The following is a 21,887-nucleotide window of genomic DNA, read 5'->3' as shown; positions in this document are numbered from 1 at the left end:
AGTGTGGATTGGTGCTTTCGGATCTTTTTAAAACGAATCGTTTTCCTTTGCTGGAGGTACCAATATGTTCAATAATTTTTTTAATGTATTGTAATCGTTTACCTTGAGATTTCGAGGAGAAACGTTATGCAACACTTTTGGTTTTTGATTTTCTCTAGGATTGATATAAGCATAAACTTTTTTACCATCTGTAAAAAAGTAATCTTTTGCCTTGAGATTTCGACGAGAAACGTTATGCAACACTTTTGGTTTTTGATTTTCTCCAGGATTAATATAAGCATAAACTTTTTTACCATCTGTAAAAAAGTAATAATAGTCCTCTTTAGAATGGGATCGGATGCCTTCATCAATATCACCACCTACAGTAACATAACATGGAATTATAATATCGACAATTGAACCCAGAAAAATCGGAGCATCTTGAAATTTATCGGTATTGAGTTGTTGCCCGTCAATAAAAATTCGCTTCTCTCTGATTTCAATATCATCTTTTGTAGTAAGTAGTTTGAGATAGGCAGAAGGCTCTTTTTTTTCTAGTCTTCGTGAATTTTCTTCAAGACTATAGTATTGTTGATTGTCAAAGTACTCTGAAGATGAAATTTTGTGTAGTTCACCAGGATTTTTGACATTTGATATATCAATTGATCTATCTCTGTAGCTTGGATAAGAAGGATCAGCTTCATGGCGTATAAACCAATTAAGATAATCATTGTCATCAAATACTTTGTCATGATACACATATAAATCTTTGTACGCATTCAGATAGGTCGCTTTAACTGGTTTAAAAGAATTAAATATTTTAATCCATATCAGTCCATCCTTTGTATCCATAGAATCAACTGACCAATTAGTGTGCATCTCCGCTTTAGTAAACCCATTATACTTACCTTGCTGATTGAACTTTTTGGTAATGTCTGTGTATTTAAAATCCCTATCAAACAGATAAAATGTATCATCGTCATACAAGTAGTATGGCGTATTACGGGACTGAATAAGATGTGTTTGCGAAGGTGTGAGATGAGGAATTTTTTCAAGTTTATTCTTATTTATATCGTAGACATACACAGCATTACCATCTTTTAATAAAACTGCATTATTATCTAAGTAATTATTACTATCAGAATCGGCAATGATTTCTAAATTTCCTTTGAGTTCAGGTATTTTGTGTTTATCGGATTCCCCCTTAGACGTATAAGAGACATAATACCAATGGTCAGAAATTAGAAAGAATTTGTTAGAAACAATTTTACTAACTTCATTTTCATTAAATAATGGGGTAATTTCATATTTGTTGATGTCTCTTCTATATAAGGGTTTAGGTATAAAATAGTATTTTGAATCAGATAATACAAGTATCTTGTTACCATCATCAGAAATAATCCGAGCGCCTTTATCTGTAATCTCCTTTAAGCGTATTTTTGATTGTGATATGTAACTAATTTTGTTCTCAGCTTTCACTGTTTCTTGCAGATATATGCCGTCCTTTTCAACCAACAAATCATAATAAGGAGAGTCGATGCGACAAACACTTGTTTGACTTGCTTGTACAAAGTCAATGAATACCAGGTAGCAAATAAGTAATATAATCTGCTGAATAAAATGTTTCATTGTCAATAATTTTTAAAATTATTAATATTAAATTAGATCATAGCAAAATAAGATAAAAATATGAAGGATTATTCAATCTTAGCTGTAAACATATATAAAACATATTTATGCTATATTGATAATTTTTTTTGTATTCAAGATAGATGGCTTTATAGGTAAGCTATAGTTCGAATTGTCCTACGCTTGGCGGAAACCGGTTTTCGGTATAAGTATTTATTTAATATAATTTAGTCACACCTAAAAATATCAGGATTTGGTATAGTTCCGGTCAGTGAACAGAGACGGTATTTGCTATACAAAAGCCATTCATATACATGTGCGTCTAAGCATTCTGTTATTTTGCAAAGATGGATTGAAGCTCTGGCAATATCTAACTTTATCTTATAATCAATCAAATAATTATTTATTTTGAATGATGAGTTTTGATCATATTCATCTGAAGCCTGCCGATAAATATCAGTTATATATTTTTGCCAGTTTGATTAAGCCATAATAATGTTTGCTGGTAATTTGATTGTGCAATTTGAATAATAAAAAAAACTAAGTTAAATTGAACAAAAGTATTATTTTTTCTGTTATTGTTTAATGCTAATAAAACTATTTTTATAGTTTTCTAATTCTGGATCCAACTCATTATTCGTTAAGTAAAAATTACCTGATTCAACTTGGGCAGGTATATCAGTTTGTTCAGTCTTTTTTTAGAAAATATAATGTTTTTGAACAGTCTGTTTCAGTACCAATTTAAAATCAATAAATTATGCCAGAATTGTATTGAGATTTTATATAATTTTGTTTTGCTGTTTTTTCTAACTAAATAATTGATTGTTGATAGATGCTGAGGCTTCCGGTAAATAACTGATTAAGCAAATTCAGCATCTACATATCTTTGTTCTGCAGGTTGTTGATACTAATAAAACTTTATCATTATAATTTTCATTAATGTTTTCGATAAAAAACAAATTAGCTAAATGATACTGAGCAACTTTATCTCCATTTTATACTTTAATAATTAGATTATTTTGTTATTTATTTCAATCTTTGCAAAGCTTATTGCCTGAAAAATACAAGTTAATGCTTGCTGTTGAGATAAGTTTTTTATTGGGGTGTTTCGTGAAGTTACTCTAGTTTTAAGTTATCTATTAATTCAAATTTTCCGGTTCTGGGATTAATCTTATATTTATTCCAATCAAAAGCCGTTGTTGATTCTAAATCATAAATAAAAATTAATGTCCATAAATAATAGTCTTTCAGATAGTATAATTTTTCTGAAGCTGTACTATAATTCGGATCGTTTTTGGATTCATAACATATTATAGAGTCTACCTTTTTATTATTTTTGTATGAAATTAATTTAATTACCATGGAAAATTCGTTTTGATTTTTTTTTCTTTTTTCTTTTTTCAATTTTAATACAATATTATCTTTTAGTTTCGATATAATTATTTCATCATTATTCAGATTACTGAATTTACTAAAATAATCTTTTTTTATTTTCCCGACTGTACATAATTTAGATTCTGTATTATCACAAGTTCTATTTACAGATAATACAAATTCTTTATTTGATAACAATTTTTCTCCATTAAAAGAATTATTTATTAAATTTTGTTTATTACTAGTCTGTGCTTTTGCAGTTTGAGTGCTGCAGGCAGACAGTATCATTAGTAAAATAATCAGGATATACATAAAATTTTTCATATTATTATTTTCCTTATGGAAATTTCATTAAATTCTTTAGGAATACTATAAATTTATCTCATTGTGTTCTGATCTGGAAAATTATTTCCTTCAATATTATATATAACTTTTTCCAGTGTGTTTTTGTTAAAGCTGTTTGTATGATACATTAATTTAGTATAGATAATTTGGGTTAGTGTTGAGTAATGGTAAACCCAAATTTAAATTGAGTATTTATGAAAATGGTTTATTGCAGGCAAAAAAATAACCGCATTCAGCGGTTATTAATGGTGGCCAGAGGCAGGATCGAACTGCCGACACACGGATTTTCAGTCCGTTGCTCTACCGACTGAGCTATCTGGCCATCGGGGAAGAGTGCGCATTAAACCAGATATATGCCGGCTTGGCAAGTGTTTTCTGTGTTCTCTTATCTATGTCGCTGTTTATTTGTTGGAAAAATTAGTTATTTTCTAGTTGCACAAGTGTGATTTTGAAATTCTGTATGTTTAATAAGGTCGTTTTTTTCTTTTTTCAGAATACACACAGGAAACGATTGCTTATCTTGGATTTCTGTCTGATTCTTCACAAAAAGTAGACGCCGGATAAGAGCTGTATTAAGGTAAACACTTTTATTACAAGGGTGAAGAGGATGCAGGGCGAACAAAAGCCGGTATGGAAAGATGGCTGGTTACAGCAATGTATTCATGTACCGTCACCAAATTTCAGCCGGCGTCCGGCACAGACTAAGGTATCGCTGGTGGTATTGCATAATATTTCTTTACCGCCGTTTGAATACGGGCAGCAGGCAGTACAGCGTTTGTTCACTAATCAGATTGATGCTGCTGAACCGGATGATTTTATGCGTTCATTAACCGGATTGCGGGTATCCAGCCATTTTCTGCTGGATAGGGACGGAACGATAATTCAGTTTGTTTCCTGTGATGACGCGGCTTTTCATGCCGGAATATCACGTTTTAACAGCAGGGATGGCTGTAATGCGTTTTCGATCGGAATTGAGCTTGAAGGCTGTGATTTCGAACCGTTTACGTCATCTCAGTATACGCAGTTGTATGCGTTATTGCAGAAGCTGTGTGCGCATTATCCGATTCAGGCGATTACCGGCCATCAGCATGTGGCACCGGGGCGAAAGTCGGATCCGGGGCATTTTTTTGAATGGGATATGCTGCGCAGTAATGGTTTGCCGATAATGACAGAATATCAGTGGCTTTTGTAGTTTATGGCTGCCGGCAGGGGTATTTTTAGTTATAATTCCATTCAACTGTTAATTAAGTTGCGGTTTTCGCAAATTGTCTGGTAGGAATGTAATGAGTGATTCTGTAATGATTGTGCTGGTGATAGGTGCTGCGATTATTTTGTTGGTACTGGCCTATAATATTTATCAGGAAAGCCAATACCGCAAACAATTGCGCGAACAGTTCGGGCATGCTAATAAAGATGCTTTACTGGACAGTCAGGTAAATTCAGTACGGGATGGTGCGGAGGCTCAGTCTGTAATGAATACTAAAACTGTGCCGCCGGCTGAGGAAGTAAATAAAACTGATGATTCATCCGCCGAACAATCTGAGACTTCGGCCACTGATGAAAAAATTATTGATGACACAGTTTCTGAAGAAGAGAATGTGTCTGCTGCGCAAGCGGCATCTTCTGCTCCTGATAACGTTGCAGCACCGGAAAATTCAGCAGCACATATTGATATGGCGCCATTATCACGCACGGTTCCGGTAAAGGGGCGTAAAGCTTTGCTGGATGTGCGGGACATGTCTAAACAGCCGCTACCGTGGTTTGATGTACGTTTTGATTATCTGGCCTATATTGCGTTGTATCAGCCGAAAGAATTACATGCAATGCCTCGGTTGAGCAGCCGTTCCCGTTTCCGGCTGGTGGGCTGTACGATGGATGACCGTTACCAGATAGCTGAACCGATTCCCAGTGTTTATTATCAGGGTTTTGTGGTTGGTCTGCAGGCAATCAGCCGCAGTGGTCTGCTTACTCATGAAGAGCTGGCGCATTTTGGCGAACAGGCCAATCGTTTCGCCGAGCAGATGGATGGTCAGCTGCTGTTAACGGATATTAATACTTTTCTGGATGTGGCGCGTCCACTGGATGATTTGTGCGCAAGGGTTGACCAGACAATTGCGATTCATCTGGTATCACGTACAAATGTCAGCGGAACGGAGCTGCGTTCTGCGGTTGAGAAACAGGGCTTTGAGCTGGGGCATGATGGTGCATTTTTTTATGCTGATACTGATGGCGAGCCTTTGTTTAATATTGTTACGCTGGATAACACACCTTTTACCTCTACTTTGTTAGCAAATCAAAATTATCGCGGATTCAGTATGTTGTTTGATATAGTACATATACCAAACGGCGAGAAATGTTTTGATCAGTTTATGGATATGGCTGTGAAATTATCCAGTCAGCTGGGTCTGGATCTGGTTAATGATAAAGTGGAAGAGTTATCCACAGAGTGGTTGCGTGAGGTACGCCGCTATGTAGTTGACCGGCAAAAGGAAATGAAGCAGGTTGATCTGGAGCCGGGAAGTGAACTGGCCAAAAGACTGTTTTCCTGATATTGCCTGAATATTTTAATTTTATAAAGAGATGGCAAGCCGCAGAACGGGGTTTGCCATTTCTTTTTCCTTTTCCTGAAGGATAGCTGTAATGGATTCAGTAAGCGAACAGCAAATTATTGATTTAACCGCTCTGCTCAATCGTTATGCGCATGAGTATTATGATCTGGATGCACCTACTGTGCCGGATGCGGAATATGACCGGTTGTTCCGCCAGTTGCAGGCTCTGGAAGAGCAATATCCGCAATGGCGGCAGCCGGACAGCCCGAGTATCCGTGTAGGCGGGCAGGCACAGCAAAAATTTGCTGCTGTGGTGCACCAGATTCCGATGCTGTCACTGAACAATGCATTTTCACCGCTGAATGATAATAATCAGTTCGACCATAGTGAGATGTATGCTTTTGATAAACGGGTACGTGATGGTCTTGGTGCTGAGTCTGAATATATTGTTGAACCAAAGTTTGACGGTCTGGCAATCAGTTTGTTGTATCGTGACGGTCTGCTGGTACAGGCATCTACGCGCGGAGACGGATATACCGGCGAGGATGTTACTCAGAACGCGCGCACTATTGTCAATATTCCATTGCGTTTGCTGGGTGATCAGGTACCGGATGTGCTGGAGGTACGCGGTGAAGTACTGATGCTTAAAGCGGATTTTGACCGGCTTAATGCACATCAGCAGGCAGAAAATCAGAAAACTTTTGCCAATCCGCGTAATGCAGCGGCTGGCAGTTTACGCCAGCTGGATCCGAAAATAACGGCACGCCGGCACTTGCATTTCTATGCCTACGGAATTGCCAGACTGGATGAGCGTTTTGCGGTAAACAGCCACAGCGAAGAGCTGGCATTGCTGGCTCGTTTGGGGCTGACTGTACCGCCACAGGATAATTTGTGCTATCAGGCTGATATCGGGAAGGTGCTGGCTTTTTATGAGCATATTTTTCAGATACGTGCGGATTTGCCGTTTGGCATCGATGGTGTAGTCATTAAGGTAGATAATCTGGCTCAGCAGGAGCAGCTTGGCTATGTAGCCCGTGCCCCGCGCTTTGCTATTGCTCAAAAATTTCCGGCAGAGGAAATGCTGACTACGGTAGAGGCTATTGATGTACAGGTGGGACGTACCGGTGCAGTAACACCAGTAGCGCGGCTGACACCGGTATTTGTAGGTGGTGTTACAGTTACTAATGCAACTTTGCATAATGAAGGTGAAGCACAGCGCAAGGATGTACGTGAGGGTGACACGGTTATTGTGCGCCGTGCCGGAGATGTTATTCCTGAAATTGTATCTGTGGTGCTGGCACAGCGTCCGATGGTGGAAAAACCGGCGGCAGATTTGCTTACTCCGCCTGAAGCTGTGCCCAAATATCCGCCGTTCCGTATGCCAGAAAACTGTCCGGTTTGCGGTCATGAAATTGTCCGTGAAGAGGGTGAAGCAGTGGCTCGTTGCAGTGGCGGAATGCTGTGTCATGCTCAGCGGGTGCAGTCGCTAATTCACTTTGCTTCACGTCGCGCCATGGATATCGAAAATCTCGGTGACCGGCAGATTGAACAGTTAGTAACACAGGGCAGAGTTCGTCATTTTGCTGATGTTTATCATTTGCAATTGGCCGATTTGCTGGCAATGAAACAGCAGGCTAAGCAGGAAGCAGGAGAAAGCTCAGCAGAGTCGGTGACAAATGAACTGGAATTATCTGCAACTGATAAAGCAGGCAAACAGCAGCCATCCAGATGGGCTGAAAATATTCTGGCCGGTATTCAGGACAGCCGGCAGCGTCCTCTGGCTAATTTAATTTATGCTTTGGGTATTTTTCATGTTGGTGAGCGTACAGCAAAACAGCTGGCACAGGCTTTCGGTGATCTGGCTACGCTTACTCAGGCTACTGAGCCGTTACTGGCCTGTTTGCCGGATATCGGTAAGGTGGTAGCACATTCGGTAGCCTATTTTTTCAGTCAGGAAGATCAGACCAGTCAATTGCAGGAATTACTTGATGCCGGTGTGCAACCGCAGACAGAAACACGGCGCACACAACTGGGTAAATACTTTACTCCTGAGCGGATACTGGCTCGTTTACCCGGTGCCGGTTTAACGGAAGCGCGGGCACAGAAGCTGTGGCAACTGGCGGGTAAGGACTGGTCACAACTGTTAACTGATAAAGCCTTGCCGGAAAGCTGGCAGCAATGGTGCAGCCAGCCTGAAAATCATGAATTACTGCAAAAGACGATTGAGTTACGTGAGCAGCTGCTTAGCGGAGAGACGGAGGAAAAGACGTCATCGGTTAATGAAGCTGTAGCCGGTAAAACTTTTGTGTTAACCGGTACTTTACCAGACTGGTCACGTGATGTGGCACAGCAGCATATTGAAGAAGCCGGTGGTAAAGTGAGCGGCAGTGTATCGAAAAAAACTGATTTTGTGGTGGCCGGAGCAGAGGCGGGCAGCAAGCTATCCAAAGCTGAGGCACTTGGTGTTACTATACTGGATCAGGCTGCATTAATGACTATGCTGGGAATTAAAGAGTAAATCTGAATGAAAGCTGAACCAATCCGTAAGTGTGTTTTTCCGGTGGCCGGTATGGGGACACGGTTTTTACCGGCTACTAAAGCCAGCCCGAAAGAAATGTTGCCGATAGTGGATAAACCACTGATTCAGTATGCGGTAGAAGAGGCTGTTGCAGCCGGCTGTACTGAACTGGTATTTATTACCGGCAGGAATAAGCGCTGTATTGAAGATCATTTTGATAAGGCTTATGAACTGGAAACAGAGCTGGCTTACCGCAATCAGAATAAATTGCTTGATTTTGTGCAGAATATTCTGCCGCCCAATGTGACTTGTCTGTATATTCGCCAGCCGGCCGCACTGGGGTTGGGGCATGCGGTTTTATGCAGCCGGGCAGCAGTGGGTAAAGAAGCCTTTGCTGTGGTGCTGGCAGATGACTTGATTGATGCACAACCAGGTGCGTTGAGCCAGATGATGAATGCGTATTACCATACGGGTTGTAATGTCATTGGTGTAGAAAATGTTGATCCGCTGCAGACGGGTGCTTACGGTATTGTCGAGATTAATCATCAGAATGATTTTGATTTTGTAAAGAGTATTGTCGAAAAACCCCATCCGGATGAAGCACCCTCACATCTGGGTGTGGTTGGGCGCTATATTTTGTCTGCACGAATTTTTGATTTTCTGACTAATTTACCGTTGGGTGCTGGTGGAGAAATTCAGCTGACTGATGCTATTGCACGGTTGCTGACTGAACAGAAAATGATTGCGTATGCTTTTGCCGGCAGACGTTATGATTGCGGTGATAAGCTTGGTTATCTGGAAGCAACAGTGGCCTATGGTATGAAACATCCTCTGGTAGGAGAAGATTTTAAAAAATTATTGCAGCGCATGGTGTGTTAACGCAATACCGGAATTCATACGTAAATGTATCTAGTTTTGTTATTTGCCTGCCTGCTGTTTCGCCGGCAGGCAAGTTTTTTGCCTGGCGTTCTGCTTCAGCGCAATGGCATTGTCTGATAATTAGTGTTGTTAATAATCAGGCGTTCTGTTGCATACCAAACAACTGATTGTGTGTGATTAACAAAGCGCTTTTCATCTTCCATTAATGCGTTTAATGCCTTTACAGCTTCTGGTGAAGACCGGTTTTTCTGCATGCTTTCCAGATCCTGCCACCATATTTCAGCCATACCGTCAAAAACAAAATTCTGAGACTGACGCCCGTTTTGTATTATTTTATCCAGCTCGGGATAACGGTGCGGAATGGTTTGTACATAGCGGGTAATATTTAAAACGTTTTGCACAGAAGCCACTAGCGGAGCATGATGCTCAATCCAGTATTGGTCAAATTCTTCATAAGTAATATCGGGCAGGCGTTTTACTAACATGGTTAACTTAATCATTTTCTTTCTTTCAGTTTGTGGGTTGTGCGAATAATGATAAAGTTTCACAGTAGTGTTAAAGTCAACAGAGTAAAAATGAAAATCAGTGAATTAGCCAGAAAAAGCGCAATCAGTCCCAGAATGCTGCGCTATTATGAACAGGAAAAATTGCTGACACCTGCCCGTACACAATCCGGATACCGTGAATACCAGCAGGCAGATGTAGAAAGAGTAAAATTGATTCAGCAGCTCAATAATGCCGGTTTTTCGTTAAAAATTATCCGGCAAATACTGCCTTGCTGGCATGAGCAAAACAGTAAATTTGAGCCTTGTGAAATTTACCTGAAAAATATTAATCTGACGTTAGAAAAGATTGAACAACAAATAGATATATTAATACAAACACGAACCCGTCTGCTTAATATGATAAATAAATAATGTATTTTTGTGTATTTTATTTTGCATAATAGCTGCTGAAACTCAAATAAGAAATAATGATCACAGGCAGGAGATAGCGTTAATTGCCTTTACTGGTGCTGTATTTTATCTGCTCCCAGCTTAAATCAAATTTGGCCAGATATTTTTTCAGTCTGTCTGCATCATTGGCGCGCTGTTTTTGTGCTCTGGACACAGCAAACAAATACCGGCCGGCTTCGGATAAAGTTCGGCTTTTCCGGCATACTTCAATGACCTTTTCCAGCTGATACCGGTCAAATTCATCAATTTCAGCCGGAATCAGCGCATCAGAAAAAGTTACTTGCTGCCAGTGTATCTGTAAACGCCGGATTTCATTTTCAACTTGTTCCAGAGTGATATTTCCTTGTATGGATAAAGTAGCCATACGGGTAATGGAAGCAGTGAGCTCACGGAAATTACCCGGCCATGTTGCCATGGCCGATGTGGCAAACTGAATATAACGGTCTCTGGATTGCTGATTAAAACGCGGCATGGTACCGTACTCCTGCGCAAATCGTGCCAGCTCAAAATCAATATTCGGTTCGATATCTTCTTTACGTTCGGCAAGTCCCGGTAGCTGGTAACTCCATAAATTGATACGTGCGTATAAATCCTCTCTAAAAGTACCGCGGATAATTGCCTGTTTTAAATCTTTGTTGGTTCCGGCAATCAGCTGAAAGTTACTGGATACCAGTTTGTCTGCACCTAGCGGATAAAATTGTTTTTCCTCAATCGCCTTTAAGAGAATAGCCTGTTCATCCAGCCCCAGTTCTCCGATTTCATCCAGAAACAAAACACCGTTATCCGCCTGTCTGAGTAAGCCGTTTCTGCCCAGACTGGCACCGGTATATGCACCTTTGATGTGACCGAACAGTGTAGACATGGCATTATCGCTACTCAGGGTAGCGCAGTTAATTTCTACGAATTGTCCGGTAATCTGATGCTGGTTCAGTTTAAGCCGGTAAATTTGCCGGGCAAGAAAAGATTTACCGGCACCAGTGGGGCCGCATAGCAAAATAGGCGCATGAGAGCGGCTGGCAACCTGTTCTATTTCGCTGATTAGCTGATTGTAATGCCGGTTTTTTGTCGCTATACCTGATTTGAGCAGTTCTGTTGCCTGATTAGCATATTGCTGGAAGCGGGTCAGAATCTGATCGTAACGGTTCAGATTCAGGTCGATTATATTTATTTGTCCGCTGGGGCACGGTGGCGGGTTTGCTATAGGTTCTGCGGCAAGGTTTTCTGGCGATGCAGACGGTCTGGCCGGCGGCGATGATTGTAAAAGTCTGGCAGGATAAAAACGTGATTCTGCCAGTAAGAACCAGCAGATCTGCATTACATGGGTGCCGGTGGTAATATTCAGATAATAATTTTTTTGTTCATTATTAAAAGTATAGTTTTTGGCGATATCCAGTAAACAGGTATACACCTCTTCAAAATCCCATGGATCCTGTATCTGAACCGGAATCGGATTAACCTGGGTATCCGGGGCAATGGTTTTAATATCCAGAATAATTTCTTCGAGTAGTTTTCTGTCCTGAGTGTGATAAATCAGTTCCAGACGATAGATCGGCCATTCCGGATGATTACAGATATCAATAGTAGGGCGCCAGCGTGTCCAGCGTTTTTTTCCTTTGCCCCGCTGGTCAAGTACATTGCCTAAAAAACTGAATACGATATTTTTCTTGTCCATTATTTATTATTAGTTATATAAAATTAAATAAAATTATATAATATTTTATAAAAAATTACGAAAACAAAACTAAAAGTAATTTATTGAAAATAAAATTATCTATTTATTTTTATACTAAAAACAATATTTTAATTATTTTATTTTAGAAATTTACGGACTTGGTACGGTAATTGCAATAAGGATATTGTCTGAAATACATACTGTTTTTTACGGCAGCAGGGTACATAGCGAATGGAATTAAATTAATCGAAAGACTGATTTATTCGCATTATCAACATGTATTCCCCGGTATGAAAGACGTTTCCTTCCGATGAAAAATTTTTGAATAGCTCAGAGGTAGAGCAATTGGTACCAAACCAATCTGTCACGGGTTCGACTCCTGTTTCAAAAGCCATATTGTAATAATTTGTTGTTTGAGCAATACCAGCCAGTAAAGGGAAATAAGCAAAGCAGTAAAGCTAAGACATGAAAAAAACCGGTTAACCGCACAGAATAAACGGATTAATGATTCTGTCCGGGTAAAAAAACCGGATAGCAGGCAAAAAATTGATGAGCCATAAGCAGTTAGTTGAATGTTTAAAGATATCAGTTTTTCCCCTGTTATTTCGTTACTTAATCCGTTTGATTGTGTCTCTTCTCCTTGCTGGCTGCCATAAAAGGAGATTTAATATGTTGAATATAATTAATGTGAAAAAAGGTGAGCTGGCCGTTGTCACCAAACGCGGTGAAATTAATACTATTGTTACCGCAGGCCGGCATATTTTCTGGAATCCTTTTGTCAACATTACTCATTATCTGGTGGATTTAGCTGATACTAAGATTGAACCGGCTATCGCCGAAAAACTGCTCAATTTTTATCCGCAGCTGGTAGAAAAATATTGTCATTATGTCAATGTGGCTGATAATGAGATTGTACTGCGTTATGAAGAACAAATGCTGGTAGAGATTATTCAACCCTCTACTAAAGCATTGTACTGGAAGAGTTATAAAGAACAGGCAATTAAAAAAGTAACTTTGGAGCAAGGGTACCGGTTGTCTGATGAAGTTGCTATGGAAATTATTCAGGCAAAAAATACCGGCAGATTAATTGAAGGTATCGATCACATCAAACTGCATTATTTTATCGATGAGCAAATTGGTACGCTGTTTGTTGATAATCAGTTTGTACAGATTATTCCACCTAAATCCGTAATTGGTTTGTGTGAATTCAAACATAAGCTGGTTCTGGGTAAATTCAAACTACAGGATAACCGTATTGATGATTTGCTGGCGGCAACAATTGAACAAAATGCCCCGCAGCAGATGGCACAATTCTGTATTCAGATGCAGGTAGGTGCTAATCAGACTGGTTTACGTTTTGAAGATGATTTACTGGTAGAAATTCTGCCTCCGGGAACCAAACGATTGTACTGGCAGAATAACTGCAAGCAGCATATGCAGCTTATTGAGCTGACTGACGATTTTCAGCTTTCTGAGCAAATGGTACAGCAGCTGTTACAGCCAAAATTACGTAAAAAAGAAGTGACAGGCGATAGTAGTGTATTGATTGCACAGGTACCGGCATATCATGTTGGCGTATTAAAAGTTAATGGTAAAGTAGAACAGCTGCTTAATGCAGGTATTACTGCTTACTGGCGTTTTAATCGTGAAATCAGTGTCGAAATTGTCGATACACGTTTGCAGACAGTGGAAATATCCGGTCAGGAAATTTTAACCCGGGATAAAGTCAATCTGCGTATTAATCTGGTAGCCAGCTGGTGTTACACCGATGTGTTAAAGGCGTTTGCCAGAATTGCGCAGCCAATGGAGTTATTGTACCGGCAATTACAGTTTGCATTACGGGAAGCGATTGGTACTCGCAGTCTGGATGAATTGTTGGAAAACAAAAATTTAATCGACGAGGTGGTGAATGCTCATATGCAGATGCATATGACGGGTTATGGAATCGAAACGGTCAGTGTTGGCGTAAAAGATATTATTTTACCGGGAGACATGAAAACCATTCTGGCACAAGTAGTAGAAGCAGAAAAATCTGCACAGGCGAATGTTATCCGCCGGCGGGAAGAAACTTCTGCTACCCGTTCCTTACTGAATACAGCCCGGGTAATGGAAAATAATCCGGTTGCTTTACGCTTAAAAGAAATGGAAACACTGGAAAGAATTGCTGAACGAATCGATAAGATTTCAGTTGTAGGCGGTTTGGATCAGTTATTGCATGGTTTGATTAATATTCAGGCGCAATAGCATACATCCGCTAATTAATTTGCTAAAAAATAATGGAAGTTAAAAATGCAAAAGCAAGAATTTGAAGTATTAAAAGAAAATAAAACACGTCCGGTAAAAATGTGGACAAAAGGTGTGCCGGTAGAAGATGTGGCTAAAAAACAATTGCTCGAAACTGCACAATTACCTTTTATTTTTAAGCATATTGCGGTTATGCCAGATGTGCATCTGGGAAAAGGCTCTACTATCGGGAGTGTGATTCCGACTGCTGGTGCGATTATTCCGGCTGCTGTCGGCGTGGATATTGGTTGTGGAATGATGGCGGTACAGCTGTCACTTACCGCTCAGGATCTGCCGGAAGATTTAATGCCATTACGTCTGGCTATAGAAAAGGCGGTACCGCATGGTTCCACACTCAATAATGAAAAGTACGATAAAGGAAGCTGGCAAAATCCGCCACCGATTGTACAGGAGTACTGGCAGCAGCTTTTGCCCGGATTTGAAAAACTGACCAGTAAATATCCGTGTTTTTTAAAAGCGAATAGTTATAGTCATTTGGGAACCTTGGGCGGCGGTAATCATTTTATTGAAGTTTGTCTGGATGAGTGTGATCGCGTATGGATATTGCTGCATAGTGGTTCACGCGGTATTGGTCGTGCAATAGGTAAATATTTCAGTGAGCTGGCTAAAAAGGAAATGAAAAAATATTTCATTGATACCTATTTGCCTAATAATGATCTGGCGTTTTTAGTAGAAGGAACCGAATACTGTAATGATTATCTGAAAGCAGTGCACTGGGCACAGGAATTTGCCCGTTTAAATCGTGAAGTGATGATGCACAATACTATCGCTGCTATACGCAAAGTAATCAATGTGCCGTTTACCACGCATTTACAAACTGTAAACTGTCACCATAATTATGTACAGAAAGAGCACCATTTCGGTAAGAATGTTTTTGTTACGCGTAAAGGGGCTGTTTCTGCACGAGAAGGTGAACTGGGAATTATTCCGGGTTCTATGGGAACAAAAAGTTATATTGTGCAGGGGCGAGGGAATGCAGAAAGTTTTCATTCCTGTTCTCACGGTGCAGGCAGAGTTATGAGTCGTGGTGAAGCTAAACGGAAATTTACTGTTGCTGACCAGATACAGGCTACGGCTCATGTAGAGTGCCGTAAAGATGCTGAGGTTATTGATGAAATTCCTATGGCGTATAAGGATATTGACGCAGTAATGCAGGCGCAACAGGAATTGGTGGAAATCAAGCACCAGTTACGTCAGGTTATCTGTGTTAAGGGCTGATATTATCCGGATAATCAACTGCAGAATATTTTTGTATAGAAAAAAGGATGGCAGACAATGCCATCCTTTTTCAGGTATTTAAAAACTAAATATCAACCTGAGCATTTAGAGCGTTGTTTTCGATAAATGCACGACGAGGTTCAACTTCGTCACCCATCAGGGTAACAAATACATCATCTGCTGCCATCGCATCTTCGATTCTGACTTTCAGCAAACGGCGTACTGAAGGATCCATTGTAGTTTCCCATAATTGTTCGGGATTCATTTCACCCAGACCTTTATAACGCTGAATGTTAATTTTTTCCTGTGCTAAATCCATCAGTAATTCCAGTGCCTGGGCAAAGCCGGTTACAGCGGTGGTCATATTACCTTTAATGACTTCAATTGGTACGTCAGCAATACCGCTTAAAGTGGCCGCTGTCTGCCGGATAATCTGATAGGCGCGGCTTTCAACAAATTTCTGATCCAGATAGCTGACCATATGATTCCCATGCAACTGACGAGTAATTTTAATCATTTGTACTTCATCATCTGCACCAATGCGTTCCAGTTTGAGGTTGTCGTCATTAACCAGTGCGGTTAATGTTTGCACAGCTTTTTCTGCATTGCTTACAGTGCTTAAATCCAGATTCTCATTCCAGAGAAGCAGGGAATTAAGTACATTGTTGTCAATGATACGGCTTTCACGCGCAATCATACTTTGTGCCAGAATCAATTGTTTGGCGATTTCGGACAGAGCATTACCTTCCAGAGTATTTTCGCCAATAATTAATTGAGCATTATTCAATGCCAGGCTGAGCATGAACTGATCTTTTTCAAACTCGTCTTTCAGGTAGTTGTCTTTTTTGCCATATTCCACTTTATACAATGGTGGCTGAGCAATATATACATAACCGCGTTCAACCAGTTCAGGCATTTGCCGGTAGAAGAAGGTAAGCAGCAGGGTACGGATATGCGCGCCGTCTACATCCGCATCGGTCATGATAATTATGCGGTGATAACGCAATTTTTCCGGGTTAAATTCTTCTTTGCCTATACCGGCACCCAGTGCAGTGATTAAAGTACCAACTTCCTGACTGGCAAGCATTTTTTCAAAACGGGCTTTTTCTACATTCAGGATTTTACCTTTTAAGGGCAAAATGGCCTGAAATTTACGATCACGGCCTTGCTTGGCAGAACCGCCTGCCGAGTCACCTTCGACCAGATACAATTCTGATAAAGCAGGATCTTTTTCCTGACAGTCTGCCAGTTTGCCCGGCAGCCCCAGACCATCCATTACCCCTTTTCTGCGGGTAATTTCGCGTGCTTTGCGCGCTGCTTCACGTGCACGCGCGGCATCAACAATTTTGCTTGTGATGATTTTGGCCTCTGCAGGATTTTCTTCCAGAAATTCAGACAAGGCTTTACCAAGCACTTCATTAACCACTGGACCTATTTCACTGGAAACCAGTTTGTCTTTGGTTTGTGAAGAAAATTTCGGGTCAGGCAGTTTAACAGACAATACGCAGGTTAAACCTTCACGCATATCATCGCCATTAGTATCTACTTTGGCTTTTTTGGCAACTTCATTGGCTTCAATATAGTTGTTGATGGTTCGGGTCATAACCTGACGCAGGGCGGTTAAATGGGAGCCGCCATCGCGTTGCGGAATATTATTGGTGAAACACTGTACGTTTTCCTGATAACTGTCGTTCCACTGCATGGCACATTCCACGCTCATGCCATCTTTTTCACCATTGGCATAGAAAACTTTATTGTGCAGAGCCGTTTTATTCCGGTTCATGTATTGTACAAAGCCGGCTACACCACCGCTGAATGCGAAATTTTCGTGTTTGCCATCACGTTTATCAAAGAGCTCAATACTGACGCCGTTGTTTAGGAAAGATAACTCCCGGATGCGTTTGGCCAGAATATCAAAATGGTAATCGATATTACCAAAGGTTTCGGTACTGGCCAGAAACTGAACACGTGTACCCTGTTTGTCGGTATCGCCGACAACAGCCAGCGGAGCAACTGCATCCCCGTGACGAAATTCTACAAAATGTTCTTTGTGATTACGGTAGATGGTCAGACGGAGCCAGTCAGAAAGTGCGTTAACTACAGAGACCCCTACACCATGCAGACCACCGGAAATTTTATAACTGTTGTTATCAAATTTACCGCCGGCATGCAGAATGGTCATGATTACTTCAGCTGCTGAACGATGTTCTTCCGGATGCATATCGGTAGGAATGCCACGGCCATTGTCTTCAATAGTAATGGAGTTATCGGCATTAACTGCTACGGTAATATGATCACAGTATCCGGCCAGTGCTTCATCAATGGCATTATCCAGAACTTCGAATACCATATGATGTAAACCCGTGCCATCCTGAGTATCACCAATGTACATACCGGGACGTTTGCGTACAGCATCCAAACCTTTTAATACTTTGATACTGTCGGCACTGTAATCTTCAGGGTGTTGATCTATCATAAGAATTCTTTACTAAACTTGGCAGCGGTTATGCTGTTAAAGGTCATTTATAACTGTTATTAATTATAAAAAACGTTAGTGGTATAACTGTATAACAGGCCTGTTTGAGGGCAATAAACCAAAAACTTATTATAGCATAAAATCGGTTTTTTTTCAGCCCTGTGCTATATTTAAGATGATGTTTTATCTGATGTTTATTGGAAGATAAGAATGCTGATTGTAAATAATAAACTGCCGTAAACCAGACTGAGCTATTAAAAACAGAAAGCTGGCGTACGGCAGTAACCGGATTTAAGAGTGCATGGATGTTTAAATCCGCATAGGCATAACTATATACTTAAAATTGGGATTGTTCGGGATGGTAAACAGTGTTGAACGGTTTGCATCACCAAAAGCAAGTTGTAAATCTTCTGCATGTAAATTACGCAATACATCCATCAGATAGTTGATATTAAAACCGACTTCCAGTGTATCTCCCTGATAAGCAATTTCCAGCTCTTCACGAGCTTCTTCCTGTTCGTTATTATTACAGGTCACGCTCAGTAATCCGGGCTGGATTTGCAGGCGGGCACCGCGAAATTTTTCATTGGCGAGAATGGCTGCGCGTTCCAGTGCACCCAGCAACTCGGTACGGTTGGCCAGAAAGATTTTATCGTTATCCAGTGGAATAACCCGGTTGTAATCCGGAAATTTACCATCCACGACTTTAGAAACAATAATGGTGTCATTACAACGGAAACGTACCTGATTGTTCAGCAGTTCAATAGTGATCGGCTGTTCGGGAAAGGTAAGCAGTTTAAAGAGTTCCAGCACAGTTTTACGCGGCAGAATAACTTCTGCTTTGGGTAAATCTGCTTCTATATTGCAGGCTGCATAGGCCAGACGATGTCCGTCTGTAGCGACCAGACGCAGCTGATTGCCTTCTGTCTGCATCAGCAGACCATTCAGATAATAGCGGATATCCTGAATGGCCATGCTGTACTGCACCTGAGAAAGCATTTCACGAAATGTTTCCTGTGGCAGGCTGAAGCTGGCATCAATATTTTCGCCCACACTCATTAATGGAAAATCTTCGGCCGGCAGGGTTTGCAGATTAAAACGGCTTTTGCCTGCTTTCAGTACCAGACGGTTGTTATTCCAGTCCAGAGAAACGATTGCGCCGGCCGGTAAAGCCCGCAGGATATCCTGCAGTTTTTTGGCATTGGTGGTAATGCGAAAATCTTCTGCTTCGCTTTTGGGGCCGATGGTATCAATCTGAATTTCCAGATCGGTTGCCAGAATCTTGATTTGCCCCTGATGGTTTTCCAGTAATACATTAGATAATATCGGTAATGTATGACGACGCTCTACAATACCGGTTACTGCCTGCAGCGGTTTGAGTAAACTGTCACGTTCTGCTTGTAATATCAGCATATTTTGTTCCTTGGTTTAATCTCGCAAAATCATCATTAAGGTTTCATACGCTTTGGTTGTTTCAGCATCATCCTTGCGGAGTTTGGAGATACTTTTTACCGCATGCATGACCGTGGTATGGTCGCGGCCACCAAATCCGCTGCCAATAGCGGGTAAACTAAGCGGAGTAAGTTCTTTTGCCAGGGTCATGGCCATCTGGCGCGGGCGAGCCAGATTCCGGGTACGTTTTTTCCCTACCATATCACTAATGGTAATCCCATAAAATTTTGCTACTGTATTCTGAATGTGTTCCAGGGTCATAGGTTTGTGGTTAACAGCCAGAATATCCTGTAATGCTTCAGTAGCCAGCCCTACATCAATCGGGCGGCTGGCAAAACGGCTTTGTGCTACTACCCGCTTGAATGCACCTTCCAGCTCACGCACGTTGCTGCGGATATGTTTGGCAATAAAAAATGCAGCTTCGTCCTCAAGCTTCACCTGAGCCAGCTCAGCTTTTTTCTGCAAAATGGCTACGCGCATTTCCAGCTCCGGCGGTTCCAGTTCCAGACTCAGCCCCCATGAGAAACGGGATTTCAGGCGATCGTCCATGCCGTCTATATGTGTAGGCAGCGTATCACAGGTAAGGATAACTTGTTTTTTTTCGTCAATTAAATGGTTATAGACGTAAAAAAACTCTTCCATGGTACGGTCTTTACCGGCAATAAACTGTACGTCATCCATAATCAGTAAGTCTACCTGCTGATATTGCTGGCGCATGGCATCAAAAGATTTGGCGTGGAATGCATTCATAATGCCGCGAATGAATTCATCAGCATGAATATAGCGTATTTTTACTTTGTTGTCGGTGGCAAACAGCTGGTTGCCAATAGCCTGTACCAGGTGGGTTTTACCCAGACCGGTACTACCATAAATAAAAAACGGGTTGTACATGCTATTGCCGGGATTTTCTGCAATCGACAGCGCAGCAGCGTGAGCAAGACGGTTTCCTTTACCTTGTACCAGAGCAGCAAAAGTATGTTCAGGATTAAGGTTGGTATCAGTATAGCGGGATTTTTTACCGTTTTCATGTGCTGAATCAGAGGTAGCCACTGATTCACCAGCCTCAGGTTTTTCTGTGGCGGTCTGTTTGCTGTTTTCTTTTGTTTCGGCAGTAGCACTTGCGCTTTTGGTCTGGCTGTTTCGCAGGCGTTTGGCAATAATGTCCTGAGCAGATTCGGTACGTTTTGCCGTTGTCTGTGGTTTGGTTGAAACTTCAGAAGGAATTTTATTGCGATCAACTGAATCCGGTTTAGTATCAGCCGGCTGTTCAGCGACATTTAAGGCTGGTTCTGCAGTCTTGACCGGTGAATTGTTTCCTGCCGGTATTGCCTCAGTGGCAGCCTGCAGAGATAGTCCCTGTCCGATTTTCAGAATTAATGGAGTGCTGCCGTCTGGCAGAGCAGATTGTCTGGCATTTTCGATAGCCGGCCAGAAACGCTCGCGGATATGATTGAAGGTAAAAGTATTACGCGCAAAAATAACCCAGTTGCCATTTTCTTCGCCCACAGTTAATGGTGCAATCCACATCTGGTATTGCTGAGAAGGTAAGCTTTGTTTTAATTGCAATAGGCACTGAGGCCAAAATTCTGTCAGGGTCATTCGTGAAGCTTAAATTTATCTGTCAATCGGAGCTGGCTGAAGGCTGGAAACAATAAGTGCCTATTATGCTAATTATACGCAATAAACAAATTTCTGACCATGATTTGCACTTTATACCAACACAGCTCCCGTAAAGCTTTGCTACAGATTATATTGATTGACAAAGTGCTGTTCTTGTTGTGTAATGCTACGTTTTATTTAAAGTTAATTCGGGAATAAATTATGAAACGTACTTATCAACCATCCGTTACCCGCCGCAAACGCACTCATGGCTTTCTGGTTCGCAGTAAAACCCGTGGCGGACGTGCTGTACTGGCTGCCCGCCGTGCCAAAGGCCGTAAACGTTTGGCTGTGTAAGAACAAGAATGGATTATCATTTTGGCAAAAAATATCGCCTATTAAAAACGGATGATTTTTCATCCGTTTTTGCATTACGTTGCCAAAAAAGCCGTGCCTGGATTCAGGTTTTTCAGGCACGCAACAGTTTAGGTTTCCCGCGTCTGGGGCTGATAGTAGCCAAAAAAGTTGCCAGACGTGCTAACCGGCGCAATTATATGAAGCGCTTAATACGCGAATGGTTTCGCCTGCATAAGCATGAATTGCCGCCGGTAGATATAATCATTCGTGTACGCCAGCCGTTCCGGCATGCTGAGTACGCTGGCGTAGTCAGGACTTTACAGCAGCTGCTTATTACAGCTGACAGGTGTAAAGCATCTTCGCAATGAGATATTTATTGCTGGGTCTGATCCGGTTCTATCAGTATGCCATCAGCCCGCTGTTACCACCGCGCTGCCGCTACAATCCAACCTGTTCGCAATATGCCGTACTGGCGCTGCAAAAATACGGGGTAATGAAAGGTAGCTGGCTGGCGATAAAGCGTATTTGCCGCTGTCATCCATGGGGTGGTTGCGGTCATGACCCTCTTCCTTAGCGAGTA

Annotated in this window: 17 protein-coding genes and 2 tRNA genes; 11 read left to right on the top strand and 8 right to left on the bottom strand. The window is 41.3% G+C overall.

Annotated elements, in window-relative coordinates; genetic code table 11:
• Nucleotides 1-27: 27 nt before the first annotated feature.
• From H3V11_RS02995 to H3V11_RS02985, 3 genes are all read right to left on the bottom strand, one after another.
• Nucleotides 28-1,608 (bottom strand): hypothetical protein, encoded by a 1,581-nt coding sequence (locus tag H3V11_RS02995; RefSeq protein ID WP_100124986.1) that lies wholly within the window; start codon nucleotides 1,606-1,608, stop codon nucleotides 28-30.
• A 1,116-nt stretch (nucleotides 1,609-2,724) separates the two neighbouring features.
• Entirely contained in the window at nucleotides 2,725-3,306 is a 582-nt protein-coding gene (locus H3V11_RS02990) for a hypothetical protein (protein WP_078474964.1), read from the bottom strand.
• A gap of 267 nt (nucleotides 3,307-3,573) precedes the next feature.
• Nucleotides 3,574-3,649: transfer RNA gene (locus H3V11_RS02985), tRNA-Phe, on the bottom strand.
• Between the two features lie 285 nt (nucleotides 3,650-3,934).
• Here H3V11_RS02985 and ampD point away from each other — a divergent pair.
• The 4 genes from ampD (at nucleotide 3,935) to galU (ending at nucleotide 9,273) form a co-directional block, all read left to right on the top strand.
• Complete coding sequence (gene ampD, locus H3V11_RS02980) at nucleotides 3,935-4,519, top strand: 1,6-anhydro-N-acetylmuramyl-L-alanine amidase AmpD (RefSeq protein WP_100124987.1); 585 nt, start codon at nucleotides 3,935-3,937, stop codon at nucleotides 4,517-4,519.
• A 106-nt stretch (nucleotides 4,520-4,625) separates the two neighbouring features.
• Entirely contained in the window at nucleotides 4,626-5,876 is a 1,251-nt protein-coding gene (locus tag H3V11_RS02975; RefSeq protein ID WP_174830696.1) for a cell division protein ZipA C-terminal FtsZ-binding domain-containing protein, read from the top strand.
• Nucleotides 5,877-5,967: 91 nt separating this feature from the next.
• Nucleotides 5,968-8,394 carry an NAD-dependent DNA ligase LigA gene (gene ligA, locus H3V11_RS02970; protein ID WP_198223564.1) on the top strand — a complete coding sequence of 809 codons (2,427 nt, stop codon included), beginning with the start codon at nucleotides 5,968-5,970 and terminating at the stop codon, nucleotides 8,392-8,394.
• A gap of 6 nt (nucleotides 8,395-8,400) precedes the next feature.
• Nucleotides 8,401-9,273, top strand: coding sequence for a UTP--glucose-1-phosphate uridylyltransferase GalU (galU, locus tag H3V11_RS02965; protein WP_198223563.1), 873 nt, complete (start codon nucleotides 8,401-8,403; stop codon nucleotides 9,271-9,273).
• Nucleotides 9,274-9,368: 95 nt separating this feature from the next.
• Here the strand turns inward: galU and H3V11_RS02960 are convergent, their stop codons facing one another.
• Nucleotides 9,369-9,773 (bottom strand): EthD domain-containing protein, encoded by a 405-nt coding sequence (locus H3V11_RS02960; protein ID WP_198223562.1) that lies wholly within the window; start codon nucleotides 9,771-9,773, stop codon nucleotides 9,369-9,371.
• Nucleotides 9,774-9,848: 75 nt separating this feature from the next.
• On the opposite strand from H3V11_RS02960, the gene H3V11_RS02955 reads away from it, so the two are divergent.
• Complete coding sequence (locus tag H3V11_RS02955; RefSeq protein ID WP_025331549.1) at nucleotides 9,849-10,190, top strand: MerR family transcriptional regulator; 342 nt, start codon at nucleotides 9,849-9,851, stop codon at nucleotides 10,188-10,190.
• Nucleotides 10,191-10,269: 79 nt separating this feature from the next.
• Here the strand turns inward: H3V11_RS02955 and rtcR are convergent, their stop codons facing one another.
• Nucleotides 10,270-11,901 (bottom strand): RNA repair transcriptional activator RtcR, encoded by a 1,632-nt coding sequence (rtcR, locus tag H3V11_RS02950; protein ID WP_174830672.1) that lies wholly within the window; start codon nucleotides 11,899-11,901, stop codon nucleotides 10,270-10,272.
• Between the two features lie 319 nt (nucleotides 11,902-12,220).
• On the opposite strand from rtcR, the gene H3V11_RS02945 reads away from it, so the two are divergent.
• The 3 genes from H3V11_RS02945 to H3V11_RS02935 all read left to right on the top strand — a co-directional run bounded on the left by H3V11_RS02945 (nucleotide 12,221) and on the right by H3V11_RS02935 (nucleotide 15,423).
• Nucleotides 12,221-12,295: transfer RNA gene (locus H3V11_RS02945), tRNA-Trp, on the top strand.
• Nucleotides 12,296-12,570: 275 nt separating this feature from the next.
• Nucleotides 12,571-14,145, top strand: a complete 1,575-nt coding sequence (locus H3V11_RS11795; protein ID WP_232335738.1) for a slipin family protein — start codon at nucleotides 12,571-12,573, stop codon at nucleotides 14,143-14,145.
• Nucleotides 14,146-14,190: 45 nt separating this feature from the next.
• Nucleotides 14,191-15,423 carry an RtcB family protein gene (locus H3V11_RS02935; protein ID WP_084564851.1) on the top strand — a complete coding sequence of 411 codons (1,233 nt, stop codon included), beginning with the start codon at nucleotides 14,191-14,193 and terminating at the stop codon, nucleotides 15,421-15,423.
• An 85-nt stretch (nucleotides 15,424-15,508) separates the two neighbouring features.
• Here H3V11_RS02935 and gyrB read toward each other — a convergent pair whose 3' ends face one another.
• The 3 genes from gyrB to dnaA form a co-directional block, all read right to left on the bottom strand.
• Nucleotides 15,509-17,899 (bottom strand): DNA topoisomerase (ATP-hydrolyzing) subunit B, encoded by a 2,391-nt coding sequence (gene gyrB, locus H3V11_RS02930; protein ID WP_198223561.1) that lies wholly within the window; start codon nucleotides 17,897-17,899, stop codon nucleotides 15,509-15,511.
• A 309-nt stretch (nucleotides 17,900-18,208) separates the two neighbouring features.
• The gene (dnaN, locus tag H3V11_RS02925; protein ID WP_025331544.1) at nucleotides 18,209-19,312 is read right to left on the bottom strand and encodes a DNA polymerase III subunit beta; all 1,104 of its coding nucleotides are present in this window, start codon (nucleotides 19,310-19,312) and stop codon (nucleotides 18,209-18,211) included.
• A gap of 15 nt (nucleotides 19,313-19,327) precedes the next feature.
• Nucleotides 19,328-20,950, bottom strand: coding sequence for a chromosomal replication initiator protein DnaA (gene dnaA, locus H3V11_RS02920; protein ID WP_198223560.1), 1,623 nt, complete (start codon nucleotides 20,948-20,950; stop codon nucleotides 19,328-19,330).
• 222 nt (nucleotides 20,951-21,172) lie between these two features.
• On the opposite strand from dnaA, the gene rpmH reads away from it, so the two are divergent.
• Genes rpmH through yidD form a run of 3 tightly spaced genes read left to right on the top strand, consistent with a single transcriptional unit; the run spans nucleotide 21,173 to nucleotide 21,881 of the window.
• The gene (gene rpmH, locus H3V11_RS02915) at nucleotides 21,173-21,307 is read left to right on the top strand and encodes a 50S ribosomal protein L34 (RefSeq protein ID WP_004283944.1); all 135 of its coding nucleotides are present in this window, start codon (nucleotides 21,173-21,175) and stop codon (nucleotides 21,305-21,307) included.
• An 8-nt stretch (nucleotides 21,308-21,315) separates the two neighbouring features.
• The gene (rnpA, locus tag H3V11_RS02910; RefSeq protein WP_025331542.1) at nucleotides 21,316-21,675 is read left to right on the top strand and encodes a ribonuclease P protein component; all 360 of its coding nucleotides are present in this window, start codon (nucleotides 21,316-21,318) and stop codon (nucleotides 21,673-21,675) included.
• Nucleotides 21,672-21,881: a membrane protein insertion efficiency factor YidD gene (yidD, locus tag H3V11_RS02905; protein ID WP_084547360.1), complete on the top strand. Its 210-nt coding sequence runs from the start codon at nucleotides 21,672-21,674 to the stop codon at nucleotides 21,879-21,881. Before rnpA ends, yidD begins: the two co-directional genes overlap by 4 nt.
• Nucleotides 21,882-21,887 lie beyond the last annotated feature (6 nt).

Source organism: Snodgrassella sp. W8158, assembly GCF_016100435.1.
Classification (GTDB): domain Bacteria; phylum Pseudomonadota; class Gammaproteobacteria; order Burkholderiales; family Neisseriaceae; genus Snodgrassella; species Snodgrassella alvi.
This window is presented reverse-complemented; position numbering and strand designations above follow the sequence as displayed.